Annotated in this window: 25 protein-coding genes; 13 read left to right on the plus strand and 12 right to left on the minus strand. The window is 61.1% G+C overall.

Annotation, left to right across the window (positions count from 1 at the left end; translation table 11 throughout):
- Positions 1 to 69 precede the first annotated feature (69 nt).
- Together RBH77_RS06875 and RBH77_RS06880 are read right to left on the minus strand one after the other, a co-directional pair.
- On the minus strand, positions 70 to 1,206 hold the full coding sequence (locus RBH77_RS06875) for an FAS1-like dehydratase domain-containing protein (protein WP_311031391.1): 1,137 nt from the start codon (positions 1,204 to 1,206) through the stop codon (positions 70 to 72).
- A 17-nt stretch (positions 1,207 to 1,223) separates the two neighbouring features.
- Complete coding sequence (locus RBH77_RS06880) at positions 1,224 to 2,786, minus strand: acetate--CoA ligase (RefSeq protein ID WP_311031392.1); 1,563 nt, start codon at positions 2,784 to 2,786, stop codon at positions 1,224 to 1,226.
- 94 nt (positions 2,787 to 2,880) lie between these two features.
- On the opposite strand from RBH77_RS06880, the gene RBH77_RS06885 reads away from it, so the two are divergent.
- The 9 genes from RBH77_RS06885 to RBH77_RS06925 are packed head-to-tail and all read left to right on the plus strand — an operon-like array spanning position 2,881 to position 11,891.
- Complete coding sequence (locus RBH77_RS06885) at positions 2,881 to 3,768, plus strand: IclR family transcriptional regulator (RefSeq protein ID WP_311031393.1); 888 nt, start codon at positions 2,881 to 2,883, stop codon at positions 3,766 to 3,768.
- Positions 3,769 to 3,818: 50 nt separating this feature from the next.
- Positions 3,819 to 4,997 (plus strand): ABC transporter substrate-binding protein, encoded by a 1,179-nt coding sequence (locus tag RBH77_RS06890; RefSeq protein WP_311031394.1) that lies wholly within the window; start codon positions 3,819 to 3,821, stop codon positions 4,995 to 4,997.
- Positions 4,998 to 5,019: 22 nt separating this feature from the next.
- The gene (locus tag RBH77_RS06895) at positions 5,020 to 5,901 is read left to right on the plus strand and encodes a branched-chain amino acid ABC transporter permease (RefSeq protein ID WP_311031396.1); all 882 of its coding nucleotides are present in this window, start codon (positions 5,020 to 5,022) and stop codon (positions 5,899 to 5,901) included.
- Positions 5,901 to 6,872, plus strand: coding sequence for a branched-chain amino acid ABC transporter permease (locus tag RBH77_RS06900; protein ID WP_311031397.1), 972 nt, complete (start codon positions 5,901 to 5,903; stop codon positions 6,870 to 6,872). The genes RBH77_RS06895 and RBH77_RS06900 overlap by 1 nt, the downstream gene beginning before the upstream one ends.
- Positions 6,869 to 7,588 (plus strand): ABC transporter ATP-binding protein, encoded by a 720-nt coding sequence (locus tag RBH77_RS06905; protein ID WP_311031398.1) that lies wholly within the window; start codon positions 6,869 to 6,871, stop codon positions 7,586 to 7,588. The genes RBH77_RS06900 and RBH77_RS06905 overlap by 4 nt, the downstream gene beginning before the upstream one ends.
- Positions 7,589 to 8,284 carry an ABC transporter ATP-binding protein gene (locus RBH77_RS06910; protein ID WP_311031399.1) on the plus strand — a complete coding sequence of 232 codons (696 nt, stop codon included), beginning with the start codon at positions 7,589 to 7,591 and terminating at the stop codon, positions 8,282 to 8,284. It abuts the gene before it with no gap.
- 12 nt (positions 8,285 to 8,296) lie between these two features.
- Positions 8,297 to 9,463: an acyl-CoA dehydrogenase family protein gene (locus RBH77_RS06915; protein WP_311031400.1), complete on the plus strand. Its 1,167-nt coding sequence runs from the start codon at positions 8,297 to 8,299 to the stop codon at positions 9,461 to 9,463.
- An 11-nt stretch (positions 9,464 to 9,474) separates the two neighbouring features.
- Positions 9,475 to 10,692 carry a CaiB/BaiF CoA transferase family protein gene (locus RBH77_RS06920; RefSeq protein WP_311031401.1) on the plus strand — a complete coding sequence of 406 codons (1,218 nt, stop codon included), beginning with the start codon at positions 9,475 to 9,477 and terminating at the stop codon, positions 10,690 to 10,692.
- Positions 10,689 to 11,891, plus strand: a complete 1,203-nt coding sequence (locus tag RBH77_RS06925; protein ID WP_311031402.1) for a CaiB/BaiF CoA transferase family protein — start codon at positions 10,689 to 10,691, stop codon at positions 11,889 to 11,891. Before RBH77_RS06920 ends, RBH77_RS06925 begins: the two co-directional genes overlap by 4 nt.
- A gap of 109 nt (positions 11,892 to 12,000) precedes the next feature.
- Here the strand turns inward: RBH77_RS06925 and RBH77_RS06930 are convergent, their stop codons facing one another.
- From RBH77_RS06930 to RBH77_RS06960, 7 genes are read right to left on the minus strand one after another with little or no spacing between them, the layout of a single operon-like run.
- Positions 12,001 to 12,966, minus strand: coding sequence for an amidohydrolase family protein (locus RBH77_RS06930; protein ID WP_311031403.1), 966 nt, complete (start codon positions 12,964 to 12,966; stop codon positions 12,001 to 12,003).
- Positions 12,967 to 12,969: 3 nt separating this feature from the next.
- Entirely contained in the window at positions 12,970 to 14,397 is a 1,428-nt protein-coding gene (locus RBH77_RS06935; RefSeq protein ID WP_311031404.1) for an aldehyde dehydrogenase family protein, read from the minus strand.
- Positions 14,398 to 14,432: 35 nt separating this feature from the next.
- A complete protein-coding gene (locus RBH77_RS06940) occupies positions 14,433 to 15,401 on the minus strand; it encodes a dipeptidase (protein ID WP_311031406.1) in 969 nt (322 codons plus the stop codon).
- Positions 15,402 to 15,442: 41 nt separating this feature from the next.
- Positions 15,443 to 17,092, minus strand: a complete 1,650-nt coding sequence (locus RBH77_RS06945) for a phytoene desaturase family protein (RefSeq protein ID WP_311031407.1) — start codon at positions 17,090 to 17,092, stop codon at positions 15,443 to 15,445.
- Positions 17,089 to 18,081 carry an ABC transporter substrate-binding protein gene (locus tag RBH77_RS06950; protein ID WP_311031408.1) on the minus strand — a complete coding sequence of 331 codons (993 nt, stop codon included), beginning with the start codon at positions 18,079 to 18,081 and terminating at the stop codon, positions 17,089 to 17,091. The genes RBH77_RS06945 and RBH77_RS06950 overlap by 4 nt, the downstream gene beginning before the upstream one ends.
- 37 nt (positions 18,082 to 18,118) lie before the next feature.
- A complete protein-coding gene (locus RBH77_RS06955) occupies positions 18,119 to 18,946 on the minus strand; it encodes an ABC transporter permease (protein ID WP_311031409.1) in 828 nt (275 codons plus the stop codon).
- Positions 18,943 to 19,701 (minus strand): ABC transporter ATP-binding protein, encoded by a 759-nt coding sequence (locus RBH77_RS06960; RefSeq protein ID WP_311031410.1) that lies wholly within the window; start codon positions 19,699 to 19,701, stop codon positions 18,943 to 18,945. Before RBH77_RS06960 ends, RBH77_RS06955 begins: the two co-directional genes overlap by 4 nt.
- A 166-nt stretch (positions 19,702 to 19,867) precedes the next feature.
- Between RBH77_RS06960 and RBH77_RS06965 the strand changes: the two genes are divergently transcribed.
- Together RBH77_RS06965 and RBH77_RS06970 are read left to right on the plus strand one after the other, a co-directional pair.
- The gene (locus tag RBH77_RS06965; RefSeq protein WP_311031411.1) at positions 19,868 to 20,878 is read left to right on the plus strand and encodes a LacI family DNA-binding transcriptional regulator; all 1,011 of its coding nucleotides are present in this window, start codon (positions 19,868 to 19,870) and stop codon (positions 20,876 to 20,878) included.
- A 152-nt stretch (positions 20,879 to 21,030) separates the two neighbouring features.
- Complete coding sequence (locus RBH77_RS06970; RefSeq protein ID WP_311031412.1) at positions 21,031 to 22,236, plus strand: PHP domain-containing protein; 1,206 nt, start codon at positions 21,031 to 21,033, stop codon at positions 22,234 to 22,236.
- A gap of 59 nt (positions 22,237 to 22,295) precedes the next feature.
- Here RBH77_RS06970 and RBH77_RS06975 read toward each other — a convergent pair whose 3' ends face one another.
- Positions 22,296 to 23,648, minus strand: a complete 1,353-nt coding sequence (locus RBH77_RS06975) for a sensor histidine kinase (RefSeq protein WP_311031413.1) — start codon at positions 23,646 to 23,648, stop codon at positions 22,296 to 22,298.
- Complete coding sequence (locus RBH77_RS06980; RefSeq protein ID WP_311031414.1) at positions 23,635 to 24,312, minus strand: winged helix-turn-helix domain-containing protein; 678 nt, start codon at positions 24,310 to 24,312, stop codon at positions 23,635 to 23,637. The genes RBH77_RS06975 and RBH77_RS06980 overlap by 14 nt, the downstream gene beginning before the upstream one ends.
- 173 nt (positions 24,313 to 24,485) lie before the next feature.
- Here RBH77_RS06980 and RBH77_RS06985 point away from each other — a divergent pair, with 173 nt between their 5' ends.
- Both RBH77_RS06985 and RBH77_RS06990 read left to right on the plus strand, forming a co-directional pair.
- The gene (locus RBH77_RS06985) at positions 24,486 to 24,884 is read left to right on the plus strand and encodes a hypothetical protein (RefSeq protein WP_311031415.1); all 399 of its coding nucleotides are present in this window, start codon (positions 24,486 to 24,488) and stop codon (positions 24,882 to 24,884) included.
- 223 nt (positions 24,885 to 25,107) lie between these two features.
- Positions 25,108 to 25,908, plus strand: a complete 801-nt coding sequence (locus RBH77_RS06990; protein WP_311031416.1) for a COG4705 family protein — start codon at positions 25,108 to 25,110, stop codon at positions 25,906 to 25,908.
- A gap of 124 nt (positions 25,909 to 26,032) precedes the next feature.
- Here the strand turns inward: RBH77_RS06990 and RBH77_RS06995 are convergent, their stop codons facing one another.
- Positions 26,033 to 26,503 (minus strand): DUF2127 domain-containing protein, encoded by a 471-nt coding sequence (locus RBH77_RS06995; protein WP_311031417.1) that lies wholly within the window; start codon positions 26,501 to 26,503, stop codon positions 26,033 to 26,035.
- Positions 26,504 to 26,526 lie beyond the last annotated feature (23 nt).

Below are 26,526 nucleotides of genomic sequence, written 5' to 3' on the forward strand. Positions count from 1 at the left end.
AAATGGCTTGCATCGGAAACGGACCACGCAGTCCGCGAGGACTTGCCGGCGCCTCCTAAGTCGCGACCTTCAGCGCCGGCTTGGCAGGTCGATTACAGCGGAGCCCAGAACAGAGAGTTCGCCGTCCTGATTGCGGGCTTCCTGTTCGATAGTCACGAGGTGACGGGTCCCCTCTACCCGCTTTTCCTTCACTACGCCGTTGATGAAAAGCAGATCGCCTTCGGGATTGTGGCGGCGGATCTTGCTCTTGGCGTTGACGAGAAAGCCGGCGTCACCCATCCAGTTGGTCATGTGGTGGGTGAGCCACGAGCAGCGTTCCGGGCCGTAATCATAGACGCCCGGAGCCCCCACCATGGCGGCCATGTCATGTTCCCAATGCACGCGCTCGGGGCAGTCGGGGATGCCGAACCGGTTGGGGATTCCCAGTCCCTTGTGACGGCTGAATTGCTTCCAGTTCAGCTTGTTGGCGCGAATATAGAGGCCGCCCCAACCTTGCGCGAAGGCGATAAAGCCCGTCACCGTCATGGGTCCCTTGGGCATCGTCGGCAATTTGTCACCGACGGCGACATCCTCGAAATAGCGCTTGTCGGCACCGCGGATTTCTTCTTCGGCGTAGAGCTTGTAGAACTCCTCGAGCTCATCCGCCGTGTAGACTTTTCGTGGCTTGCCTTTGAGGGCGGTGTATTTTGTTCCTTCCTCGCGGGCGATGTCGCGATCGGTGCGGAAGCACCAGCTATCCGCCTCGGCGACCAGATCTCCGTCCTTGCCGAAGAAATTCACATGATAGACCTGCTGGAATGCGCGGCCGGCGAACTGTGTCTTGTGTTCGATCAGGTCGGCCAGCCAGGCTTCGGTGGCGATCTCTTCGTTGCGCCGTACCCATCGATGCCAGGTCCAGTCGGCGCCGGCCCACATCGCATGCACACCGGACAATCCGCCGACATATCCGGAAATGATGCGGCTTGTCGAAAACAGGAAGCTCGGCAGGGCGACGATGCCGCCAAGGGAACTCTTTTCGGCATAGTCCGGATCGCACCAGAGCGGATTGTCGTCGCCGATACCGTGCGCGTAATGGCGGATATTGTCGCGTGTCGCCTCGTGGCACCAGGGCTCGAGCGTATCCTCGATCTCGATGCCTTTGCGTGCCCGCAATTCATCGAGCCCCTGTTCTGTGATCTTGGGAAAGTTGCGCGCCATCATCGTCATCTGCGTTCCTCCTGGATTCACTGTTGTTGGGCCGTTTCGCGCGCGGCTTCCCGTTCGCGCAGGACTTTCCGATTGACCTTCCCGGCCGGCGTCTTCGGCAACTCGCGGACAAAGGCGACCTGCCTGGGGTATTCGTGTTGGCTCAGATGCTGGCGGACGAAGTCCTGGATCTCCAAGGTGAACCCGTCGCTTGCCGTCCGATCGCTAACGATGAACGCCTTGACGACCAGCCCACGGACCTTGTCCGGTACGCCGATGACGGCCGCTTCTCGGACATCGCGGTGCTTCAGCAGCACGTCTTCGATCTCGACCGCGCTCATCGTCCAGCCGGCCGAGATGATGACGTCGTCGGCACGTCCGGCGTGGTAGAAATAACCGTCCGCGTCGATGCGCCCGAGATCCTTCGTCGGAAACCATTCCTCGCGCCGCCAGACCTTTATTTCGCCTGTTTCGCCGGGAGCGCATGGGCGACCGTTGGCGTCCTGCACCTCCACGCGCACGCCGGGAGGAGCCTTTCCGAGCGAGCCTGGCTTGACCGTGAAATCCTCTGCCGCGGGAAAGTTTACCAGGATGACGCCCACTTCGGTCGTACCGTATATGCTGCATACCGGTACGCCGAAGCGTTCCTCGACGAATTCCAGCGTCGCCGTGTCGATCGGCTCACCCGTATAGGAAAGTTTCCGGATGGCTGTCTGGAAGTCGTTGGCGCGCCCCGACGCCTTCATCATCCGGTAGTGGGTAGAGGCCGCCGAAAGGTTCGTTATCGCGAAATCCTGCAATGCCTTCAGCAGGCGTACGGCGTCGAACCTGCCCGCATAGACACCCGTCGTCACTCCCATTGCAAGCGGCGCCAGCGTCCCGTGCCAGAGCCCATGCCCCCAGGCGGGAGAAGAAGGGCAGAAATATTGGTCGCCGGGCCGTATGCCGGTGCCGTAGAGCGCGGCTATCATCAGCGTCACTATGGACCGGTGCGTATGCTTCACCGCAGCGGGAAGTTCCCGTGTCGTGCCGGAAGTATACTGGTAGACGGCCATGTCGTCCGGCGCCGTCTCGGGCGCGTACTCAGCCGAAAATTTCGTCAACGCTTCGAGAAAGGCGGCATCGGCGATCACCACTTCGAGGCCGGCAATCCCGGTCGCGGCGGCCGACTTCTCCGTGCTGGTCACGAGGAGTTTGGGCCGGCAATCCTCCACGCGAAGCCGAACGCCATCCGGGCCGAAGAGCGTGAAAAGCGGAACCGCGATCGCGCCTCTCTTCATCGCGCCGAACAAAGCGACATAAAACGCAAGCGAGGGTTCGAGCATGATCGCCACGCGATCGCCTGCCATTACGCCCTGCCGCTCCAGCCAGTGGGCAAAACGGGAAGAGAGTTCGGCAATTGTCACGAAGCTGATCTCTTCGTCACGTCCGTCCGCATGAGCGATCCGGACCGCGATCCGGCCTGGCACTGCATGGCGGTCGATGCACTCGTGCGCAATGTTGAAACGGCGGCGATCACCGTCGAACAGAGCCCACAGCTTCTGCGTCGAAAACAGGCGCTGCGAGTCGTCGTAGCGCGTTATCTCGGTGAGCTTCGTCATCGCCCTTTCTGCCGCGGCAGTCAAAATTCCCGAAGAGTAACGCCATCGAAAAATCGTGTTGTCAATACGCTATGTTCGTTGTAGGTAGACAACGATGGATAGGAAACGCTCGACTACGAACAAGATAGCGAGCCGGCCGGTACGAAACGTCGGCACGCCGGAAAGCCAGGCCGGCAAGCAGCGTGCGGTCGTTACCCGACCGGTGCCTGCCGCGTCCCGCGTCATCGCCATCCTGCGGTTGTTGGGTAGAAGCGACGTGCCGATGGGCGTACACGCGGTCGCCAACGCGCTCGGCCTTATTCCTTCGACCTGTCTGCATATTCTGCGGGTGCTGGTGGCCGAAGAACTGGTGACTTTCGACGCCGCTACGAAGCGGTACGAATTGTCGGCGGGAATCCTGTCGATTGCCGGCGGCGTGCTGCGGCGGAGCAGTTTCAGTGACCTGGCACAGCCAGTTCTTGATGGGCTTTCGGCAAAATGGGCTTCGACGGCGATAGGGGTCGAAGCGGTCGGCCTGAAACACATGGTGGTGGTTGCCATCTCCCGGATGGAGCAGGGTCTGCGGCTTCGTACGGATATCGGCAGCCGATTTCCGGCGCTCATCAGTGCGACGGGTCGCTGCATCGCTGCCTTCGGCTCTTATCCTTCCGATGAGATCGAGATGCGCTTCGGTCAATTGCGCTGGGACAACCCGCCGCAATGGGAGATCTGGCGGCGCGAGGTCGAGCAGGTCCGTAAGGTCGGCTACGCCGTCGATGACGGCAATTACATCTTTGGCGTGACCACGATCGCGGCGCCGGTTTTTTCGGCGACGGGGCTACGAAATGCCCTGGTGATCGTCGGGGTCAGCGAACGACTCCGCAGGTTCGGTTATGCAAGCGTTGGAGAGGAATTGAAACGACGTGCCGACGAACTGTCGGCACAGATGGGAGGAATCCGAGAGGCGAAGGCGGTGGAGGACCGCAGCACAGGAGCGCCCTGAAAGACGATTGGAAATGCCACGCAAAGGCTAATCAGGAGGAGATAAGGCCAATGAATTCGATATCGAGACGTACCTTTTTAGGAAGTGCCGCAGCCGTTGGCGCGTTGGGTGTCACGGGAGGTCGTTTTGCGCAAGCCGCAGACACGATCAGTATCGGCGCATCCCTGTCCCTTACCGGGCGGTTCTCGGATTCGGCAAAGTATGTCGAGGAAGGCTATCGGCTCTGGGAGGAGCAAATCAATGCCGCCGGCGGCATCAAAGGAAGCAAGATCAAGATCACTATCTACGATGACGAGAGCAACCCCGATACCGGGCGCGTTCTGACCCAGCGCCTCATCGACCGGGACGGCGCGGTAGCAATCCTTGGCCCCTATTCGAGCCCCATCACCGATGCGGCGGCGGTCGTCGTCGAACGGAGCCAGATTCCTCTGGTCGGTACGATCGCATCCGACAGCAGCATCTGGACGCGCCGCAAACTGAAATGGAGCTTTCAGGCGTTTCCCTCGTCCGACTACGACCATGAAGGCTTCATCAAGGTGCTGGGCGAAAAGGCCGGCGATCAGAAGAAGCTTGCCATTATCTTCGAGGAGAACCCTTTCTCGATCGCAGCAAAGGACTGGGCGGTTCCGTTCGCCGAGAAAATGGGTTTCACCGTGGAAACGTATGGATATGCTCCCGGCGGCCAGGACTTCCGATCGATTATCGAAAAGATCGTCAGCTTTGGCGCGCACGCCGTTTCGATGGGGGGATACTATCAGCCGAGTATCGCCCTGACCCGACAGATGATCGAACGCGGGTTCAACCCCGATGGATATCATTTCATCCAGGCTGCCGATGGCGTGACCAAGGACGCGCTTGGGGCCAATGTCGAAGGTATCTTCGGGCGGTCTGCCTGGGAAGCGTCGGTGAAGAGTGCGGCCAATGATGCGTTTGTCGGCGCATACGGAAAGAAATACAGCCGAACCCCGTCCTATCATTCGGCGGCGGCTTATGCGGCCGGGCAGGTTCTCGAAGCCGCGATAAAGGCCAAAGGCGCCGAACCGGAGGCTATCCGCGACTATATCGCGTCGAGCGACGTCGAAACGGTACTGGGCAATTTCAAGGTCAACGAGAAGGGCCAGCAGGTCGGTTACCGCTATCTTTCCACCCAGTGGCAGGGCGGCACGTCGAAAGTTGTGGGGGGCGAGTCCGGCGCGGCCGCCGAGTGGCCCAAGCCGGCTTGGAAATAATTGAGCCGGTAGGACGTCCCAGATGACGGCAAGCGCCACCCTTGCCCTCCAGCTCGTCGCCAACGGTCTTGTTGTCGGCGGGCTGCTCGGTCTCGTCGCGCTCGGCCTGGCGCTGATCTTCGGCGTCATGCGCGTGGTCAATTTCGCGCATGGCGAATTCATCACGCTTGGCGCCTACATCACCTGGCTGATCGCCGGCGGGGTTGGCCTGTCGCCTTTTATAGGCATCCCGGCAGCTTTTCTTACGGGAGCGGTGCTTGGATGGATCATTCAGGCGCTGCTGATCAGCCGGGTGATGGAGCGGCCGCCGCTTGACGCCCTGATGGTCACCTATTCGCTTTCGATCCTCGGGCTCGGGCTCTTCTCGTTCTTCTTCGGTGGTGATTTCCGCAGCTATTCGGAAGGTCCGAGCGGAGACTTGCATCTAGGGGCGATCACCGTCGGCGTGCGCAGCCTGAGCGTGCTCCTGGTCTGTCTTTTTCTTGCCGCTGCCGCCATCTTGCTGTTGCGCTCCGCCCGGCTGGGGCTTGCCTTCCGCGCTCTCGCGCAAAACCGCGACGCGGCCGCGAGCTCGGGCATCAACATCCGCTTTATCGAGCGCCTCGCCTTCGGTCTCGCGGTCGGCCTTGCCGCTGTCGCGGGTTCGCTCATCAGTCTGGTCGGCACAACGACACCGACCGTGGGCAATGACTGGGTACTCGAGGGTTTCGTCGTCGTTGTGGTCGGCGGCATGGGCAGCATCCCCGGCGCCCTTGTCGCCGCCCTTCTGATCGGCCTGGTCCAGAGCGTATTCGGCTATGTGTTCGACGATTCCTGGGCAAAAATCATCACCTATCTCATACTCTATATGACCTTGCTCATACGCCCGCAGGGCCTGCTCGGCCGGGCAACGGAGATGGGATGATGGCGGCGGTCTCCCGTTCCAGCGCCGCCGCTCTCATCGTCACGGTGGCCGTTGGCGTGGCTGCCGCGGCACTCCCGCTGTTCGGCGCCTCGCGCTACCAGCAGATGCTGGTTTACTACGTGGCCTATAATCTGGCGCTGGGCCAATCCTGGAACCTGATGTCCGGGATGACCGGGTATGTCTCCTTCGCCCACGGCGCGCTTGCCGGCATCGGCGCATATGCGACGATCATCGGAATGAATGCCGGCGTTCCGCTGTGGCTAGCCGTTCTTGCCGGCGCCGCGGCCGCCATTCTGGCTTCGCTGGTCATCGGGATCACCAGTTTGCGGCTGCGCGGCATCGCCTTTACCTTCGCCACGCTTTTCTTCCAGGCTCTGACTCTCCTCGCGGTACGCAAGCTGCCGGCGACCGGCGGCCCCGGTGGACTGCCCCTGCAGGAAATCCTGCCGATCTGGCTGCCTCAGATAATGATGATCGTTCTTGCGGTGCTGGCGACGATCGCGATGGTGATCATCCGCAGGAGCAGGACAGGGGTCAGGCTGCTTGCCATCAAAGGCGACGAAACCGCCGCCTTGTCGCTCGGCATCGCGTCCGCGCGGCTGAAGATAATGCTATTTTGCGCCAGCGCGGCGATTGCCGGCCTCGTTGGCGCCGTTCACGGCCTTTTTACGGCATCGCTCTATCCGGATGTCGTCTTTTCCTTCGACACGTCCATCACGGCTCTGGCGGTACCGCTCGTAGGCGGGGTTGCGACCGCATTCGGTCCGGTGGCCGGCGCGGTCCTTTTCGTCGGCGTCGGAGAGATATTGCAGATATTCGCCCCCGGATTGCATCTTGTCGTCGTAGGCGCACTGCTTCTTGCCGTGATCCTTTTCATGCCGTCGGGGCTCGTGCCGTTTATCCTGTCGCGATTTCGCGACCGGCGCAGGTTTGAGGCATCGGCGGCCAATCCACGGGAACTCGTGCAATGACGGCCGTTCTCGACGCAAAGGCGCTGCACAAGTCCTTCGGCGGTGTCCGGGCGGTCCGTGCGACCGATATTAAGGTCGACACCGGAGAACTCCTTGGCCTTTTCGGACCCAACGGGGCCGGCAAGACGACGCTTTTCAATCTTGTTGCCGGCGAACAGCGTCCGGACGACGGTGTCATCCTGCTCGACGGGCAGGACGTGACGCGGCTGCCTGCATGGCGCCGCGTCCGGCTCGGCCTCGGCCGCACGTTCCAGGTCACGCGCCCTTTCCGTGATCTCACTGTTCTCGAAAACGTTCTTGCCGGAGTGCCGCGCAGGGGGGCGGCTCGTGCGCATGACGAAGACGCAGCCTGCGAATTGCTGCAGCGCGTCGGCTTGGGAGAGCGAGCAGGCGATGTCGCCTCCCAACTCACGCTCGGCATGCTGAAGCGGCTGGAGGTTGCCCGCGTCCTGGCACTCGAGCCGCGGCTGCTCCTCCTGGACGAGCCGCTTGCGGGGTTGAGCGGCCGCGAGTCCGCGGAGCTTCTCGACTTCATCGTTACGCTGAAACCGTCGACGGCGATCGTGATGGTCGAGCACAATGTGCGGCAGTCGCTGCCGGTCTGCGACAGGGCGATGGTGATGGATGCGGGAACGGTGATCGCTAGCGGCTTGCCCGAGGAGGTCCGGGTCGATCCGCAGGTCGTGCGCGCCTATCTGGGCGAGGGGGCCGTCTGAATGCTCGCTGTCGAAGCCCTGGAGGTGCGGTACGGAAAAGCGGTGGCGGTCTCCGGGGCGGCACTCCACGTTGCCAAGGGGAACTGGACCACGCTCATCGGTTCCAATGGCGCTGGCAAATCCTCGTTGATGCGCGCCGTCATGGGTCTTGCGCGCTATGGCGGCCGGATCATGCTTGACGGCACCGATCTTAATTCCGTGCCGGCCTGGGAACGGCAACGGCTCGGACTGGGCTTCGTACCCGAGGGGCGGCAGCTCTTTGGCGACATGACGGTCGAGGAGAACCTGCGCGTCGGCGGCTACAATCGCGAGCCCGCGGCGCTGCGACAAGGTATCGACCATGCCTATGGGCTCTTCCCCCGGCTGGCCGAAAGGCGCAGGCAGACCGCGTCCACCCTGTCCGGCGGCGAGCAGCAGATGCTTGCGCTCGGCCGCGCCCTCGTCGGCGCACCGCGATTGCTGCTGATCGACGAGATTTCCTGGGGGCTGATGCCGCTGTTGGTGACCCAGGTTTTTGCCCAACTGAAGAAGCTCCACGCCGAAGGCATGACGATCCTTCAGGTGGAGCAGAACACGCACGAGGTCCTGAAGCATGCCGAACATGCCTATGTCATGGCGGGCGGGCAGATCGCCTTTCATGGTCCCGCGTCGAGCGTGGCACGGGACGCCCGGGTGCTGGAAAACTATGTCGGATAGAACGAGGATCGTATGGACTTCGCCCTGAACGCCGACCAGGAGCAGATCCGTTCCGCCGTTTCCGAATTGTGCCGGGCATTCGGAGACGATTACTGGCTGGAGCGTGACCGCGACGGAAAGTTCCCCCGTAAATTCCATGCCGCGATGGCGACGGGAGGCTGGCTCGGCATCGCCATGCCGGAAGCATACGGGGGCGCTGGCCTGGGCATCACCGAGGCCGCGATCATGATGCAGGCGGTGGCGGAATCGGGTGCGGCGATGAGCGGCGCATCCGCCGTCCATATGAACATTTTCGGGCTCAATCCGGTTGTCGTCTTCGGCACGGAGGAACAGAAGAAGCGAATGCTTCCGCCTTTGATCGCCGGTGAGGACAAGGCCTGTTTCGCCGTCACCGAACCGGATGCGGGCCTCAACACGACCGAGTTGAAAACCCGGGCAGAGAAAAAGGGCGACCGCTATGAGATAACCGGTCAGAAGATCTGGATATCGACGGCGCAGGTTGCCAACAAGATATTGCTCCTTGCGCGCACCACGCCGCTGGATCGGGTGAAGAAGAAGACCGAGGGGCTGACGCTTTTCTACACCGATCTTGATCGGGACCGCGTGGAGGTGCGCGAGATTGGCAAGATGGGTCGCCACGCTGTCGATTCCAACCAGCTTTTCTTCGACCGGATGACCGTGCCGGAAGAGGACCGGATCGGCGCCGAAGGCGAGGGCTTCAGGTCCATCCTGCATGGCATGAACCCGGAGCGGATTCTGATCGCGGCGGAGGCGATCGGGATCGGCCGTGCCGCCATCCGGCGCGCGGCCCGCTATGCCGGCGAAAGGGTGGTCTTCCACAGGCCTATCGGCCAGAACCAAAGCATCCAGCATCCGCTGGCGCGCGCCTGGGTCGAGCTCGAGGCCGCCAATCTCATGATGCTGAAGGCTGCGACCCTTTACGATAAGGGCATCGAATGCGGCGCCGAGGCGAACGCCGCGAAATATCTCGGCGGCGAAGCCGGCTTCCGCGCCTGCGAAACGGCTGTCATGACGCATGGCGGGATGGGTTATTCCAAGGAGTTCCACGTCGAGCGCTATCTGCGCGAGGTCCTCATTCCGCGCATCGCGCCGGTTAGCCCTCAGATGATCCTGAGCTTCATCGCCGAGCGTGTGCTCGGGCTGCCGAAATCCTATTGAGGGGCACGCAGATGATGAACGGCTCAGTTCCCGAATCCGAGCAACCGCGCATTGGCTGGCAGCCGCTCGAGGGGGTGCGGGTCCTCGACTTCTCCCTTCTGCTTCCCGGTCCGTTCTGCACGGTTGCCCTGGCGGATCTGGGCGCTGACGTGCTGAAGGTCGAGCCGCCGGCCGGCGACTTCGCGCGGCGCATGCCGTCTTCCCTGTTCCGCATGGCGAACCGGAACAAGCGCAGTATGAGGCTCGATCTGAAACATGTCGAGGCGGGCAGGGTCGTCAGCAGGCTTGCGCGATGGGCCGATGTCGCGCTCGAGGGCTTCCGGCCGGGCGTGGCCGACAGGCTCGGCATCGGCGCCGACGCTTTGCAAAAGAGCAATCCGCGCCTGATCTACTGCTCCCTTTCCGGTTACGGCCGATCCGGCCCGTGGAGCGGAATTCCGGGTCATGACCTCAACTATCTGTGTGCCGCAGGCGCCATGGCCTTGTCGGGCCATTGGGGTGAAAAGCCGCGCCGTTCGGCCATTCCGATGGCCGATCTCGCCGGCGGCACTTACGCGGCCATCGCCATTTTAGCGGCATTGCACGAAAGGGTTTCGACGGGGAGGGGGCGTGTGCTCGATCTGAGCCTCAGCGAAGCGGCTATGTCGTTCGCCTCGATCCGGCATGGGCTCGACCTTGACGGAGCATCGCAGGACCACCTCTGGCCGACCAACGATCTGTTCGAAACCGGCGATGGGCGGCATATCGCGCTTGGCATTGTCGAGGAGCAGTTCTGGCGCAACTTCGTCGCGGCGGCGCGTGACATCGCCCCGGATCTGGACGACCCGGGCCTCGCCTCGGAGAAAGGCCGCCGCGCGCGGGGGGACGACCTGTCGATGCGGATGCGCGAAATCATGCGCATGCGCGATGCCGGCGACTGGCTTCGGCTCTTCGAGCAGCACGACGTTCCGGCGCAGCTCAGCCTTACGCCGTTCGAAGCCAGCCAGAGCCGGCAGATATCCGGCCGGGCGATGGTCATGGCCATGGACGGCGAACGGCATATCCCATTCCCGGTGCTGGCCGACGGTGAACGTGGCGCCGCTCTTCGTTGGACGGCTCCTGAAGCCGGAGAGCATTCGCGGCAAATGCTGGAAGAAGTCGGGTTCGACCCGACGGAAATCGCGGAACTGGAAACCCTTGGGGTGGTCGCTCCGCGGGCGGTGCCGGAATTGAAGAAGGAAGCGTTATGAGCGGGCCACTTGAAGGCGTACGCGTCGTCGATATGACGATGAACGTGATGGGACCCTATGCGGCGCAGATACTGGGCGACATGGGCGCGGACGTCTGCAAGGTCGAGCCGCCGGAAGGCGATACGCTGCGCGGCGTGGGACCTTCGCGCAGCAGGGGCATGGGCCCTTATTTCATAAATCTCAATCGTAACAAGCGCAGCCTCGCTCTCGATCTCAAGAAGGAGCAGGGCTCAGCCGTGCTGCGACGCCTGCTTCGGCAGGCCGATGTGCTGCTTTACAGTTTCCGCCCCAAGGCGATGGAGCGGCTCGGCCTCTCCTATGCCGAGGTCGCGGCGCTCAACCCGCGCATCATCTACTGCGGCACTTTCGGCTACGGACAGTCTGGTCCCTATGCGGACAAGCCGGCCTATGACGACCTCATCCAGACCGCGATCGGCATACCGGTGCTGCAGGCGCGCGGCCTTGGCGAGCCGACCTATATCGCATTGGCAATTGCCGACCGCGCCGTCGGCATGATGGGCGCGTCGGCGATCGGGATGGCGCTCTACTATCGCGAACGGACGGGCAAGGGGCAGGCGGTCGAAGTGCCGATGTTCGAAAGCATGGCGGAATTCGTCATGGGCGATCATCTTTACGGCAAGACGTTCGATCCTCCGCTCGGCCCGACGGGCTATGTGCGGATGATGGACAAGAACCGGAAGCCGTATCGAACCAGCGATGGCCATGTCGGCGTGCTCGTCTACAACGACAAGCACTGGAAGCGCTTCTTTACCGCTGTTGGACGCGATGACATGGCCCGCGATCCTCGCTACGTGACGATCGCGGGCCGCACCGAAAACATCGGTTTCCTGTACGACTTCCTTGCTGAAACGCTCATGACGCGGACGACGGAAGAATGGCTGGCCTTCTTCCGGGAGAACGACATCCCGGCCATGCGGCTGACTACGCCCGACGAGTTGCTCGAAGACGAACACATGGCCGCGATCGATTTTTTCAAGACTGTCGATCATCCGACCGAGGGACGTATCCGCATGATGGATATTCCCCAGACATGGTCGGCGTCGCAGCCCGGGATCGGGTCGCTGGCGCCCCGGTTAGGCCAGCATTCGGCGGAGGTACTTGCCTCTTACGGCTTCTCGAAACCCGAGGTCGCGGCGCTTCTCGCAGATCAAGTGATCCACACCGAAGGGGCCGGATGATACCGGATCCTATCCATCCGCACCGAGACCTGCAAAGAGCAATATCGCCTGCAGCGGCCTCGTCACTCAAATAGACGTTTGTTTGCAGCCTCTACCCAATGATGCCGAATTAGCGATATCTTTCCAGAAGCACCTGCGCGTTGTCGCAGATTATCTTCCGGCGCAAGGCCGGTTCGACGCCGGCCAGTTGTTCGTGCGGGTTGGGCAGGCCCATGGAAAACGGCCAGTCGGAGCCGAAAAATACGTTCTCTTCGCCGTGGGCCGCGGCCGCCAGTCGCAAGGCGGCGGGGTCGTGGCAGATGCAATCGACGCAGACACCACGGAAGACTTCCCTGGGCGGCCTCGCTCCCGTGTCGGCGCCCGGGCGTCCGGTCAATTGACCGCGTTCAAGACGCCCAGCTACCGCAGCGGTCGCTCCGCCGCCATGTGCGAGGCAAATTTTCATCTTCGTATGGCGGTCAAGTATCCCTGAAAGCGCCAGATGCGCAGCGGCGAGCGCCGTTTCGACCGGACTGCCGAGCAGATTGTGAAGATAGAAATGATCGTATCGCGGGTCGCACCCCTTGCAGGGATGCAAAAACAGGAATGCCTCCGCTTCGTCCAAGGCTGTCCATAACGGCTCGTAGGCGGAATCGGACAGGAATATGCCGTGGCTGGCCGATCCTGCCGGCATGGCAAAGATCGTCTGGCCCTTGGCCGTCCACTCCTTCGCGACCGTGCTGGCGAGTGCTGGATGCTGCAGCGGAAGATGCAACATGGCCTTGAAGCGCGACGCATGGCGCCTCGCCGTGTCTGCGAGCGCTTCATTGAGGCGCGACGTCCAGCCCCGTGCCTCCCCCTCGGAAAGATCAAGCCGATAGAGCGGTGGCGGGACCGAGATCCAGGCGCGCTCGACGCCATTGTCGTCCATCCAGCGAAGAAGCGCATCGACGTCGTAAACGGATGGCGTCGCCAGGACGTAGCCGTCAATCGACAAAGTCCCCTGTTTCCATTCGACGCCTTCGATACCGTTGGTGTGGTCTTGCGTCAGCGGGACGAGGTGGCAATGAATGTCGAGCGCGATCTTTTCGGTCATGGCTCAGGCTTCTCCGAAGCCGACGATGGCCTTGGTCTCGAGAAATTCGAGAAGGCCATACTCGCCCCATTCGCGGCCATTCCCGGATTGCTTGTAGCCACCGAAAGGGGCGCTCCGATCGACGGGCGGGTAGTTGATATGCACGCTACCCGCGCGCAGTGCCGCGGCAACCTGCCGGGCACGCGCGATGTCTGCGCCCTGCACATAGGCGTTGAGGCCGTAGGGGGTGTCGTTGGCGATCTCGATCGCCTGCTCGATGCTTTCGTAGGGCAGGACGGCAAGCACGGGTCCGAAGATTTCCTCTCGCGCAATACGCATCGAGTTTTCCACGCCCGCGAAAACCGTCGGACGGACATAGTAGCCGCGGTTCAGACCGTCGGGCCGGCCGGGACCACCGGCGACCAGGATCGCGCCTTCGTCGACGCCTGCCCTGATAAGCGCCTGCACCTTGTCGAATTGGGTCTGGCTGACGAGTGGGCCGAGCATGGTGTCCCCAGCCTCGGGAGATCCCGTCTTGTAGGTCTTGGTGACCCGTGCGGCGATTTCGATGACCTCATCATGCCGATCCCGCGGAACCAGCATCCTGGTCGCGGCACTGCAGGACTGGCCGCTATTGCCGAAGCACCGCGCGATGCCGAGCGTCACGGAACGTTCGAAATCGGTATCCGGCAAAAGGATGTTGGGCGATTTGCCGCCAAGTTCCTGCGCGACACGTTTTACGGTGGGTGCGGCGGCCTGGGCGACGAGAACGCCGGCGCGGGTCGAGCCGGTGAAGGAAACCATGTCCACGTCGGGATGCGAAGCGATGCGCTGGCCGACAGTCGGCCCGTCTCCGTTGACGAGGTTGAACACCCCGGCGGGCACATCGGCGTCGTGCATGATCTCGGCGATGATCAGAGCGCTGAGCGGCGACAGCTCGCTTGGCTTCAGGACCATCGTGCACCCCGCCGCAAGCGCCGGCGCCACCTTGCAGATCAGTTGATTGATCGGCCAGTTCCACGGCGTGATCAGGCCGCAGACTCCTATCGCCTCATGCATGATCCTGGTGCTGCCGTGCGGCCTTTCGAACGCGAAGGTCTCGAGCACCCGGATCATTTCACCAAGTTGATTGGGGCCGCTCGCTACCTGTGACGAAAGGGCGAACTTCATCGGGGCGCCCATCTCCTCGCTGACCGCTCTCGCCAGATCGCCGCTTCGCGCTTCGAAGCCATCCTTGATCCGGGAAAGAAGGGCGATCCGCTCCTCGCGGGTCGTCGTCGAGAAGGTGCGGAAGGCCTTTCTCGCTGCCGCGACAGCCGCATCGACATCGGCCGCTCCGCCAAGCGCGATCTGGCAGATGGCCTCTTCCGTCGCAGGGTTGATCACATCGATGAACGAGGGTTCGGTGGGCTTCACCCATCGACCGTCCATGTAGAATTCACCTAGATGCATTGTTTTGTCCGATCCGTCAGGATTGTCGCCGGCGGTCACGCCGGGAAAACGTCGCGATAGACGCGCAGCCAGTTTCCGTAGGTGACCTTGTCGATATCCGCCGCCGAAAAGCCCGCGCGCTGCATAGCGGGTGCAACGAGCTTCAAATCCGAAAAGGACCCGAACCAGTCCGGCGGCGCGACCTTGCCGGGGCGTGCGGCCGAGCCGGCACCATAATCCACGCCGCGCGTCCAGCGGCCTTTGCGCATCCAATCGTAGTCGGCGACTTCGTGGTTGTGACTGCGATCGGTTCCTATGGCGACATGATCGATGCCAGCGATCTCGATCGTACGGGCCACCATTTCGACCCAATTGTCGACGGTACGGCAGAAATAATCGCCTGTGATATTGCGATACGCGGCGCAGCCGATGACGCCGCCATTGTCCACAAGCGCGCGGATGACGTCGTCGGTCTTGTTGCGCTTGTGGGGAAACAGTGAATCCGCGTTGGCATGCGTGATGGCGACCGGCTTCCTCGAATGCTTGATCGCATCGAGCGTCGAACGATTGCCGACATGGGAAAGGTCGACGAGGATGCCCACACGGTTCATTTCGTGGATGACCTCGCGGCCGAACCGGGCGAGACCGGAATCTTCCGTTTCGTAGCAGCTTCCGGCAAGTTCGTTCTGATTGTTGTAGGTGAGTTGAAGGACCCGCACGCCAAGTTCGGCGAACAATTCCACAAACCGTATACGGCCTTCCAGAAGGTTCGAATTCTGAAAACCCATGATCAGCGCCGTGCGGCCGCCAGCGATGATCGCGTCGATCTCGCTGCGAGAGGTCGCGATACGGACGAGATCGTCGTTTTCCCTTACCAGGTCACGCCACTTGCCCAGGGAATCCAGCGACTCCACCGTCCCTTCCCAAAAGCCGCATGTCACGGTCACGCAGCCGATGTCGCCACGCTTGAGCTCCATAAAACTTTCGCGGTTAAAATGGCCGCATTGCAGCCCGTCGATCATCATTTTTCTTCATGTCCTCGTGAAAATGTCAGCATGCAGCCCGGCTAGGTCACGGTTTGGTAAGCCCGCGCCGAAGGCCGAACGGATGCCAGATCTTGAAGCACCGCCTGCGCGGTGTTGTGGCCGGCGATCCCCGAAACGTAATTGCCTGGCCACGTACCGTTGCCGGAAAGATAAAGCCCCTCTGTGGGCGTACGATAGGCGTGCAGTCCGGCCATCGGCCGCATCCAGAAGCTGTTCCAGGGAAGCGTGTCACCATGGGTGATGTTGGCTTCGACCAACCCGTAACGCTGTTCGAACTCGGTCGGATCGATGCATCGGTAGTCGGAGATGAGATCGGGCAGACCCGGCATCCATTCGGCCAAAGTGGCGATTGCCCGCTTGGCGAAGATGTCGCGCTGGGTGCTCCAACTGCCCTGGCGCAGGAGATAGGGAGCGTTTCCAATATTGATACTGAGAACGTGCTTTCCCGTGGGCGCCAATTCGGGTGACGTCATCGACGGGCACAAGCCCCAGAGCACGGGCTTTTCCGAAAGACGACCGACAAGCATGTCGGAATGCGCCTCCTCGATGTAATCGAGGCTGGGCGCGATACGGAATTGGGCCGAAGCCAGCAGCTTGGCTTCCTCGGTGTCCTTTGCCAGCGCGTAGCGCGGCATGCCGTCGAGCGCCAGCACCACTTTGAAGGCGCGCCCGCGCATCGGCTTTCGCTCCAGTTTGCCGCGCAACTCGCCCCACTCGGCGGTGTCTTCCAGCAGAGACACGGTCGTTCGTGGATTGATCGCGGAGATCACGATCGGCGCATCGATTTCCTCGCCGTTCGTCGTCACGACGCCGGAAATACGGTTGTTGCGGACACGGAAGAGGTCGACCCGTTCCTCCAGGCGCACCCGGCCGCCATTCTTCTCCAGCCCGGCTCGCATCGCGGCGATGATGGCGCCCATGCCGCCCACGGGCAGCCCCGTCGATCCACGCAATGGCATGCGTCTCGGATCGTGCTCGGAATCGCTGCGAATGGACGCAAGCGACAGCGGCCGCGTCAGGAGGTTGAAGGGCGACCCGGGGCTGGCGGGGCTCACCTGCCCGCCGACGACCGCCAACGGTGCGATGAGCGCCTGCGTCTGCGGCGCCAATTCGAATTCGTTCATCAGATCGCGTACGCTACCGAACAGGATCCGGCTGAACGCTTCCTGATCCTCCAGTCGCGTCAGATTGCGCACCAGATGCTGCAGGGAAGGAGGCGGCTCGAAAAGCGAGATGCCCAGGCGATCGGCAAAATCCTGGAAATATTTGAAGAAGCGCGCGTATCGTGCGGCTTCACCGGGCGCGAAGGCCTCGATCTGGGCATTGTTGCGGGCTGGATCGCGCCATCCGACATAAAGCCCGAAGCCGTCGAGCGGCTGTACGAGAGTCGGATCGGGACGCACGAAACGCAGGCCGTGTTTTTCCAGCCTCAGATCATGAACGATCTTGGGCTCGAGTGAGCCCGGCGAATTGCTGATCGTGGAAAAATATCCGGGCATGAATTCGACCGTCGCGACCGGTCCGCCCAGGCGATCGGCAGCCTCCAGAACGAGAACCTTCTGGCCGGCATTGGCGAGATAGCAGGCGGCGACCAGACCGTTATGGCCGCCGCCGACAATGATGACGTCGACGCGCTCACGCGCGCCGGCATCGTTGATGCTGACGTTCATTTGGCCACAAAATCGTTGGTGTAGTAGTCGGAAAGCGGCTTGTCGGATTCGAGTTCGCCTACACTGCGCAGGGTGTCGGTAAGCTTCTTCCACTCCTCCTCGGTCTGCATGCCCCAGTCGCTGGCGCTTGGTGGCGTGGAAAGCGCAAAGATGCCCTTCGAATAGTCCACACACCGCTTCTGATCACCGGCGAGATGCACTTCCTTTGCCATGAGGGCACAAGCTGCCGCGGTGTCCTTCTCTTCGTCCTGGAATGCCTTCTTGGTGGCGGCGAGGAATTTTTTCACCGTCTCCGGGTTCTTTGCCAGAAAATCGTCGTTGACCGCGAAGCCGAAGCCGATGAGGGGGAGCCCGTAGTCCGACAAAAGCAGCGTTTCCGGTTCCTGGCCCGTTGCGCGGACGTAGGAATTGAAGGCAGGCGCATCGCCGCTCACCACGTCGATCTTGCCGCCGAAGAGGGCGGCGGTCTTGGCGTTCGCATCCAGCGAAATGATGTTGAGCTTCGAAGCGTCGATCCCGGATGTCTTGCCGAATATCTTCAAGCTGAGGCCGTCCGAGCCACCGGGGGTGCTGCCGATCCTCAGCCCGATCAGCGATTTCGGGTCATCGAGTTTGACCTTGCCCTTGATGCCGACGAAGGAAGCGCCAGATTTGTGCTGGTAAATGCTGACCACCTTGATGGGGCCGCCCTTGCCGATCATCTGCGCGGCATTGGTGATGTTGAGATGGGCGATGTCGAACTGCCCTTGCGAAAGCAGGAGCGCGGTGCTGGCGGAGCCGCGTCCTTGCTCCAAGGTGACGTCCAGTCCGGCGTCGCGGTAGTAATTCTTTTGCTGTGCGATCAGGAAGGGCGAATGATAAGGCAGCCACGCCCAATCCAGCAGTAACCGGATCTTGTTGGTTTCCGCATGAGCGCCGCTGACGCTCATCATCACACCGGCAAGCAGCCCAAGGACCGCATTTGCGGCTTTCGATCTCAACCAGTTCATAGTTTCCTCCACTTCAAGAACGTTCCCTTGGCTTGCATTACCCACGCTGGCTCGGATGCCAGGGGAGAAGCTTGCCTTCCACGAATTCGGCCGCCCGCCACAACAGAACGCCGAAGATCGAAAAGAGCGTGACGGCCGCGAAGGCGAGCGCCGTGTCCATGTCGCCCACCGCCCTGATCAGAAGATGGCCCAGCCCCTGATTGGAGGCGACGAATTCACCGATCACCGCGCCGACCGGCGCCAGCGAGATCGAAAGTTTGATGCCGGACAGGATTATCGGCAGCGCTGCCGGGAACATGATCTTGCGTAGCACCTGCGTCCGCGAGGCGCCCATGGAGCGTACCATCTGCAGGACGTCGGGATCCGCCGATTTAAGGCCCGTTATGGTGGCCACCACGATCGGAAAGAAGGTGAAGGTGACGACGAAAAAGATCTCGCTTTGGACCCCGAACCCGAACCAGATGAGAAAGAGCGGTGCTATCACGACCTTTGGCACCGCATGCACCACCACCAGCCATGGGGTAAGCATGCGGTCGGCGGTCGACGAGAGCCCGACAAGCGCCCCCGCCAGGACGCCCAGCACGATTGCGAGCACGACGCCGGATGCCGCCGCCAGCACCGTCCATCCAAGCTGGGTGAAGAGATATTGCGCGTTGCGAATGAGTTCGACAAAGACCAGAGAGGGTGCAGGCAACACGTATGGCGGGACGGCGTAATAGCGCACCAGGCCTTCCCACAGGCCGAAGCCGATCACGGCGCTTAGCAGGGGAGGGAGGATATCGGTAAGAGATTTGCCCCGCCCGCCCGCCTGATCCAGCGGATCCGTGATGCCTGCATCGTCGTGCGGAAGTGATGCGACCTTCATTCGGTCAGGTCTCCCGTCTTCTCGAATTGTTCCCGGATACGGCCCACGATGGCGGTGAATTCGGGGGTTTCGCGCAGGCTCAAGCGCCTGGGGCGAGGGAATTCGACGGCGATATCGTCGATGATCCTGCCGGGACGGCCGGACATGACGAGCACGCGATCGGCAACGAAGACTGCTTCCAGAATGCTGTGGGTGATCAGCAGCGTGGTGACACGGTTCGCCGACTGAACTTCCTGCAGCAGGACGTTCATCTTGTCGCGCGTCATGGCGTCGAGCGCGCTGAAGGGCTCATCCATCAGGATCAGGCTGGGAGACGGAAGCAGGCTTCGTGCGATGGCGACGCGCTGGCGCATGCCGCCGGACAGTTGCCAGGGAAAGTGCCGCGAGAAATCGCCGACTCCGAATTGCCTGAGCAACTCGTCAGCACGCTGGCGTGATTGCAACCCGTTCAGCCCCTTGATCTCGGCGGGCAAAAGCACATTGTCGAGAACGTTACGCCAGTCGAGCAAGAGGTCGCGCTGGAATACGATGCTCATGTCGGAGAGCGGTCCGCCGACGGCACGGCCGTCGACGGTGATGGCTCCCGACGAGGGCGCCTCCAGCCCTGCGATGAGACGCATGAGTGTGCTCTTGCCGCAACCGCTCGGCCCCACGACACTGACCGATTGGCCCTCCATGAGCGATAGATCGACAGAACTGATCGCCTCGACAGGCCCCGCGGCACCGCCATAGACCTTGCGGACCTTGCTGAGCACTATCTTGTCGCCCGATGCATTCGCATGGCTTGAAACGGACGGCTGAACGGAGGCTGCCAATTGGAGATACCCGTTGTGAATATGCGTATGTAAAGGTTTTCAAGTCAGATGAAAACGTTTACATTTTTCCACAGCTAAGGATTTTTGGTTTTATGTGTCAAGCCGAATGAGAAAGAAATCAGGGATTCTCGAAGTCGCCCGTCAGGCTGGCGTTTCGTCGGCCAGCGTCTCGCGCGCGCTGAGCGGCCATCCGGCGGTCAGCGACAATATGAAGGCAAGGGTTCTGGCGGCCGCCGCCGATCTCGGCTTCCATCCAAACCAGATGGCCCAGGGGTTAAGACGTGGGCGAAGCACGACGGTAGGCCTGCTGGTCGGCGATATCGAACAAGGGGTGTATGCGTCCCTGACCAAGGAGATCCAGGCCGCGCTGGAGACGCTCGGTCTCGACCTGCTCCTGTACAATCTGGGCCACAGCCACGATCGCCTGAAAAATATCCTGGCTCGATCGGACAGCCTGCAACTGCATGGAATCATCATTGCGGCAAGCGACACGTTCAGCGAGGACAATCTGGCCGTGTTGTCGCGAAAGGCCGCAGAACAGCACTTCCCCATTCTGGCTATCGGGCTGTCGCTGCACGAGCAGGGGGTCCCCTCGATCGTGTATGACGACAGCGAGGCCGTGACGCGTTCGGTAACCCATCTGATTGCGACGCGTGGCCCAGGGATCGCATATCTTGGAAGAATTGGCGGGTCGGCCTCCGGCACAAAACGATTCAGCGGGTACAAAGCGGCCCTTGCCGCTCATGGAATCCAGATCGACCAGAGGCTGGTTTGGGACGCCGCGTTCCGCTACCGGGCAGGACACGACAGCGTCGAGCGGGCTCTCGACATGGGATTAGCGTTCCGAGCCATACAGGCGGGCAGTGACGAATTGGCGCTAGGAGCCATGGCCGCACTCAATGCGCGTGGCCTGCGCATACCCGAAGACGTTGCCATTGTCGGCATCGGCAATATCGAGTCCGCAGCCTATTCCAGCCCATCGCTCACGACGCATGGAGCAGCGCCGGAAGCTATTGCAAGGCTCGTCGCGGAACGCCTGAAGGAATGGCAGTCCAATGGAATTGCCGGCGAGGTCATCACGTTGTCCCGGCCCTTTATCCGCCGCGCTTCGGCATAGGATACGGGTCGCTCAGGAGCGATACTTCGATCCGAAGGCCCGTATGACAGCGGCAACCGGACGGCCGATCTTACCGAATTGTAAGTTCTCCGACAGGTCCCGCCAATCAATGGTCCGCAGTAGGCGTCAGCTTGCCTAACTGGCGGATACCTATGTTTCCTTCCGTGTGGATCTCTGGCCGCGTCCTCGGCGCGCTGTACGTCGCGTACACGGCCGCATTCTATTTGCGTGTCAGTACCGCCAAGTCGAAACGCCCGATCGTGACCTCAAAGGGTCAGCCTCCGGATCAAGATGCTCTGTTCGAGTATCGCGGACTGATCCACGTTCACAGCGATTACTCTCACGATGCCCGCGGTTCATATGACGAATTATCCCGCGCCGCGCACCGCCATGGTTTGGCCTTCCTGGTAATAACAGACCACAACAACGTCGATGCCATTGCTGCTGGCGAACAGGGCTGGAGAAACGGAGTACTTTTACTTACAGGGGTCGAGAGCGGGCGGTGCGAAGGGTACATGCTTTTTGTCGATATCGAGAGTTATATTCATGAAAGCATTTCAAGTACGCGCGAGGCTTTACAAGAATATCTCCGGCAAGGAGGTTTCGGTCTTGTCATACACGCGGGAAATTGCCGTAGAGCCTGGAAAGGTGAGCTGGATTCGGCCATAGATGGCCTTGAAATACTGGACTATGCCGATCAGCTCTACGATTGTTCCGTTCTCGCCAAGCTGAATGCGTTTCTATTTTATCCGGCAAATCGTGCGCTCGCGTGCTTGCGAGTCTATCACAGGCCTGCGGAAACCCTTGCCCGATGGGACAGGGAAGCGTCAGCGCGGCCTGTCGTGGGGTTCTATGGACCCAACATGCACCAGAACGTCAGGATCCTTGGGTGGGAGCCGAAATTTCCGCCCGCGGACGCGGTGATGCCGTTGGCCAGCAACCACATCCTTTCGCGCGAACCGCTCACTGGAGATTTCCAATCCGATAAGCGCGTTGTCTATACGGCAATAAGGAACGGCAACCTCTTCTTCGCGCTAGACATACTGGGCGACAGCAGCGGTTTTCGGTTCTCCGCACGCCAGGAGGACAGCAGCGCGGTCATGGGGGAGACCCTTCCTGCTGATGTTGAAACAGTCTTTTCAATCCGGCTTCCGAGGATCGAAGACAATTCGCAGTTTGAGATCGTGATCTATCGAAACGGCGTCGAATTCCTTCGTGAGAGAGGCCGGGAATTGACATTTCGAGCCACTCAGGCAGGAGCGTACCGTGTTGAAGTGCTAACCAGGGTGCCAACCTTTTTCGGGCGAGGCAGAATGGCGCCGTGGATATATTCGAATCCGATATATCTGAGGCCATGAATATGGTCAGCCGGTGGCCGCCTTGCTGGTATACGGTCCTCTCTCGAGTTTTGACCGCTTTAGACGCGAGGGAACGTCACCTTTACCGATAGTCCCGGGTTGGCGTCCTCAAGTATCAGGTGGGCCTCGTGGATATCCGCTATTGCCCGGACCAGGCTCAGCCCAAGTCCCGTTCCGGGAGAGGTGCGGCTTCGTTCGAGACGATAAAGGCGCCGGAACACGTTCTCGTGCTCATCGGAAGGAATTCCCGGGCCGTTATCTTCAACCCTGCTTGTGATCTCATTGTCGGTCACCCTGGCGGAAAGGTGCACATGCGTACCTTTCGGACAGTGCCGGAGCACATTTTCCACCAGGTTTGAATAGAGCTGCATAAGCAACTGGCGGTCGCCTTCCATTGTGCACGGACCGACAGGCAACGTGGTCTCGATCGACATTCCGGCATCCTCAAGCGCTCCGCTGAACAACTCGGCCACCGCCTCAAGAACCTCCTTTACATCCACAGGCCCGAACCGTACCCGACGCGCGCCCGATTCGATCTGCGTAATCCTGAGCAGTGCGTCGAAAGTGCCGTTGATCTGCTGGACCTCGGCATCGGCGGCGTCGATTTCGTCTTCAACCGGCTGGCCGCGGGCCAGCTTTCGACGCGCCTCCTCCAGGCTGATCCCGAGCCGGTTCAGAGGCGTCTTCAGGTCGTGCGCGATGTCCGTGCTGACCTGTCGCATGCCCTCGACATTGCTTTGCAGACGGCCCAGCGCAAGGTTTATGTCCTGGGAAAGCAGGGCAATATCGTCGCCCTTGCCATGGAGTGGAATTCTGGCAGCCAGGTCTCCGTGAGCGACCCTGTCCATCGTTTCGCGAACGGCCTGGAAGCGGCGCTCGGCACGGGTGGCGATCAGAGCCCCTCCAGCCACGGACAGGATAAGGACGAGAATGGAAGTCCAGGCGAGACTGCCAAGCGTGAGGTCTTCGAGATTCTCGATGTCGCGGTAGCTTTCGCCGACGACGAGCCGCGTGTCGCGGACCGGACCGGCAAAGACGCGATACTCGAAATCCGATCTCAGTCCAAGCGATGCGGCCGGCAGAGTGGACCATCCATTTGGCACATCAACAAGGGGTACGTTTCCTGCCAGCTTGGACCCGTCGTCCCCGATCGCCAAATAGACTTCATTGCGATGCCGCGTCGCCTGCATGTCGACGCGAACCGCATCGAGGAAATCGGTCCGGTCGTCCTCATATGTTCCTGCCAGAGACAGGAAGGTCTGGCGAACTGCATCGTCATGCCGTCGATACATGTCCAGCTTGATGAGTTGATAGACCACGACGCCGGTGAGAACAAACGCACCAAGGAAGAGAGCACCGAAGGTCAGCGCAAGGCGAAACGGCGTGCTTCGCGCCAGGTCACCTCGGCGCATGAAGGGCATAGCCGGTATTTCGTATCGTATGCAGGAGTGGCGTGCGGAAGGGCTTGTCGATCTTTGCGCGGAGACGGCTGATGTGCGACTCGACGACGCTTGTTCCGGGATCGAAATTGATTCCCCATACCCTGTCCAGCAACATTGTCCTCGTCAGGACGCGTCCGTCCGCGCGCATGAGCACTTCAAGCAAGGCAAGTTCGCGTGGTTGCAGGTCAAGGGTCTTGCCGCCGCGGGTGACACGCCGGCGGATGAGATCCATCGATAAATCCGCTACCTGAAGCAGGGTACGCTCCGCAATGGCCGGCGGGCGGCGAGAAAGGGCGTTCACGCGGGCAAGCAGTTCGGCGAAGGCGAACGGCTTGACCAGGTAGTCATCGCCTCCAGCCTCCAGTCCTTCGACACGGTCGTCGATACCACCGACGGCGGTCAGGAAGAGGACCGGAGTCCTGTTGCCGGCCGAGCGAAGGGCTTTTACCAGCGACAAGCCGTCGAGATCCGGAACCATACGATCGACTATGACGACGTCGTATTGCTCTCGCAGCGTGTGGAAGAGGCCATCCTGGCCGTTGTTGAGAATATCACAGACGTGACCTTCCTCCGAAAGGCCGTGGGAAACGAAATTCGCCGTCTTGGCGTCATCTTCAATCAGGAGGAGCCGCATCTTTGTTGATCACTGCCGTTGGACCGTCATCCAGACTTGCCGGACCAATCTCACCGCTTTCCTTCTCCAATCTTACGGATCGGTAAGTTCTCCACACGTCGCCGGCAACAAACCGGTTCTATGCCGCGCCAACAGATTTTTCCAGCGAGACAGGGCTTCCGGCGAGACAAGCGATGTACAAGGTTGTTGTTCCTCTTATTACATTTGCAGCGCTGGGGCTTGCGGGGTGCGTGTCGACCGGGGCGCGAGCGGATGATGTCAAGGTCACCGTCTCGCCGTCTGCGCCCGCTTATGTGTCGGTCGCGGCGGCGCGCGACACGCCTGAAGAGACCGTTATCGATGGCGAGGCTGCCTTGCCGATGACTTCCAGAGCTTTCGGGTTTACCGGTGGCGTGGATGCACGGATCGATCCGCCCAACGGCCGACCGTTCGAGATCAGAAACATCAAGGTCATTCCTCGCCCAAGGCCGAGGAAATTCGGCGCCGAAGCCTATTTCACGGTCCACACCGGCCGCCATCTGCCTCCTGGAACGCACGTCAACCTCACCTACGACAACAATCCGGCCCGCTAAAAGTCATCCGCTCGCGGAGAAGTGCAGAAGGCGGAAAGGTCCCTGGACGAGCGCTACGCGAGCGGCAAATGCGCGTCTTTCGTCGCACAGTATCCGGTTCTCGTGGTTCGGCGAAGAGGGTCGGCGAAGCTTACGAAATCGTAAGGCGCTTGTGAGGATCAGGCGAACCAAGGCCCGTAGCAACGGCTCAGATTTGAGTAGTTTCACATTCGTCGAGGCCGAAATGAACAAAGAAATCCTTGGGACTCTCGCAAAGGTACCGGCGGTAACGCTTGGCTTCTGGATCATCAAGGTTCTTGCCACAACGCTTGGAGAGACTGGCGGCGACTCTGTGACGATGACGTGGTTGCATGCGGACCAGAACGCCCATAACGGGGGCTATCTGGCAGGTACTGCGATATTTGCCGCCATTTTCGTCGCCGCGGTCATCATCCAGATCGTGATGGAGAAGTTCAATCCATGGGCTTATTGGGCGGCGATCGTGGCGTCCACTACGGTCGGCACCGCGTTGGCCGATTATGTCGATCGCGCGCTCGGCATCGGCTATCCGGGCGGCGTCACCATACTGGTAACCTGCGTCGTCCTCTCCCTCGCAATATGGCGTCTGACGCTTGGTTCGATCGATGTCCAGACCGTTGCCACGCCCGGGGTCGAACTATTCTATTGGGTCACGATCACATTCTCCCAGACGCTCGGTACGGCGCTTGGCGACTGGATGGCGGATTCAGCCGGAACGGGCTATGCGGGCGGGGCGCTTATCTTTGCTGGTGGCCTGGCGGCGCTCGCGGCTCTCTACTACTTAACGAACGCATCCCGCGTCTATCTGTTCTGGCTCGCCTTCATCCTGACGCGACCGCTCGGCGCAACCGTCGGCGATTTCCTCGACAAGCCGATTGCCCACGGAGGACTTGATCTCAGCCGTCCCGTGGCTTCAGCGGTGATGGCCGCCATCATCATGGTTCTCATCCTGATCCTGCCGCAGCGCGCGGGAATCCACCCCGGTGCGGCTGCGGCGGCTGAATGACCGGGTGAGTAAAGGGGTGTTCTGGACGAAGCCTCAGGCCTTGTCGGGCATGGGTGTGCCAGCAGCTATTACGGAAGCGATATACGTGGAAACAGCGCAGCCGACGAGCGATGCGGATTGGGCTTCAGGCGCGACGAAGCCTGAGCAGCCGCCATTCGTGCCAGATGAGCCAGATGATCACGATATCGAACGCGGTCAGCACCATCAACCCGATCGAGTGCGTGTAGGAATACCGGTAGCCTTGATAGGCGATGAAGGCGACGAGCACTGCAAGCGAGACTGGATAGGCCCAAAGCCTGCCCCTGAGAAGGCCAATGACAAGCGCGACGTTCACCAAGCCGTGGCTCAGGAGATAGAAGGCGTAGAACGTCTCGGTTCCAACGGAGAGATGTTGGGCAACCATGAGAAGATGGGTCGCGACAAAATCGTCCGGATCCTCGATCAATTCCTCCTGGGTCAACAGATCGACCCAATGAACAATGGATTCCGTGGATATGAAATAGAGCGCGACGCCGCCGGCGCATTCGATGAGCGCATGCAGTCCCTTCAAGATAATGCCGACCTGAAAAATTCGATGAATATGCTGCTCGTTCATCGGAGGAGACGCTTTCCTTCCTG

The organism is Mesorhizobium koreense (assembly GCF_031656215.1).
Classification (GTDB): Bacteria; Pseudomonadota; Alphaproteobacteria; order Rhizobiales; family Rhizobiaceae; genus Mesorhizobium_L; species Mesorhizobium_L koreense.

What these genes read in the sequence shown, in the direction of transcription:
- RBH77_RS06875 (WP_311031391.1), bottom strand. Translation starts at nt 1,206, where the DNA reads ATGACGATGATGGCGCGCAACTTTCCCAAGATCACAGAACAGGGGCTC.
- RBH77_RS06880 (WP_311031392.1), bottom strand. Translation starts at nt 2,786, where the DNA reads ATGACGAAGCTCACCGAGATAACGCGCTACGACGACTCGCAGCGCCTG.
- RBH77_RS06885 (WP_311031393.1), top strand. Translation starts at nt 2,881, where the DNA reads ATGGATAGGAAACGCTCGACTACGAACAAGATAGCGAGCCGGCCGGTA.
- RBH77_RS06890 (WP_311031394.1), top strand. Translation starts at nt 3,819, where the DNA reads ATGAATTCGATATCGAGACGTACCTTTTTAGGAAGTGCCGCAGCCGTT.
- RBH77_RS06895 (WP_311031396.1), top strand. Translation starts at nt 5,020, where the DNA reads ATGACGGCAAGCGCCACCCTTGCCCTCCAGCTCGTCGCCAACGGTCTT.
- RBH77_RS06900 (WP_311031397.1), top strand. Translation starts at nt 5,901, where the DNA reads ATGGCGGCGGTCTCCCGTTCCAGCGCCGCCGCTCTCATCGTCACGGTG.
- RBH77_RS06905 (WP_311031398.1), top strand. Translation starts at nt 6,869, where the DNA reads ATGACGGCCGTTCTCGACGCAAAGGCGCTGCACAAGTCCTTCGGCGGT.
- RBH77_RS06910 (WP_311031399.1), top strand. Translation starts at nt 7,589, where the DNA reads ATGCTCGCTGTCGAAGCCCTGGAGGTGCGGTACGGAAAAGCGGTGGCG.
- RBH77_RS06915 (WP_311031400.1), top strand. Translation starts at nt 8,297, where the DNA reads ATGGACTTCGCCCTGAACGCCGACCAGGAGCAGATCCGTTCCGCCGTT.
- RBH77_RS06920 (WP_311031401.1), top strand. Translation starts at nt 9,475, where the DNA reads ATGATGAACGGCTCAGTTCCCGAATCCGAGCAACCGCGCATTGGCTGG.
- RBH77_RS06925 (WP_311031402.1), top strand. Translation starts at nt 10,689, where the DNA reads ATGAGCGGGCCACTTGAAGGCGTACGCGTCGTCGATATGACGATGAAC.
- RBH77_RS06930 (WP_311031403.1), bottom strand. Translation starts at nt 12,966, where the DNA reads ATGACCGAAAAGATCGCGCTCGACATTCATTGCCACCTCGTCCCGCTG.
- RBH77_RS06935 (WP_311031404.1), bottom strand. Translation starts at nt 14,397, where the DNA reads ATGCATCTAGGTGAATTCTACATGGACGGTCGATGGGTGAAGCCCACC.
- RBH77_RS06940 (WP_311031406.1), bottom strand. Translation starts at nt 15,401, where the DNA reads ATGATGATCGACGGGCTGCAATGCGGCCATTTTAACCGCGAAAGTTTT.
- RBH77_RS06945 (WP_311031407.1), bottom strand. Translation starts at nt 17,092, where the DNA reads ATGAACGTCAGCATCAACGATGCCGGCGCGCGTGAGCGCGTCGACGTC.
- RBH77_RS06950 (WP_311031408.1), bottom strand. Translation starts at nt 18,081, where the DNA reads ATGAACTGGTTGAGATCGAAAGCCGCAAATGCGGTCCTTGGGCTGCTT.
- RBH77_RS06955 (WP_311031409.1), bottom strand. Translation starts at nt 18,946, where the DNA reads ATGAAGGTCGCATCACTTCCGCACGACGATGCAGGCATCACGGATCCG.
- RBH77_RS06965 (WP_311031411.1), top strand. Translation starts at nt 19,868, where the DNA reads ATGAGAAAGAAATCAGGGATTCTCGAAGTCGCCCGTCAGGCTGGCGTT.
- RBH77_RS06970 (WP_311031412.1), top strand. Translation starts at nt 21,031, where the DNA reads ATGTTTCCTTCCGTGTGGATCTCTGGCCGCGTCCTCGGCGCGCTGTAC.
- RBH77_RS06975 (WP_311031413.1), bottom strand. Translation starts at nt 23,648, where the DNA reads ATGCGCCGAGGTGACCTGGCGCGAAGCACGCCGTTTCGCCTTGCGCTG.
- RBH77_RS06980 (WP_311031414.1), bottom strand. Translation starts at nt 24,312, where the DNA reads ATGCGGCTCCTCCTGATTGAAGATGACGCCAAGACGGCGAATTTCGTT.
- RBH77_RS06985 (WP_311031415.1), top strand. Translation starts at nt 24,486, where the DNA reads ATGTACAAGGTTGTTGTTCCTCTTATTACATTTGCAGCGCTGGGGCTT.
- RBH77_RS06990 (WP_311031416.1), top strand. Translation starts at nt 25,108, where the DNA reads ATGAACAAAGAAATCCTTGGGACTCTCGCAAAGGTACCGGCGGTAACG.
- RBH77_RS06995 (WP_311031417.1), bottom strand. Translation starts at nt 26,503, where the DNA reads ATGAACGAGCAGCATATTCATCGAATTTTTCAGGTCGGCATTATCTTG.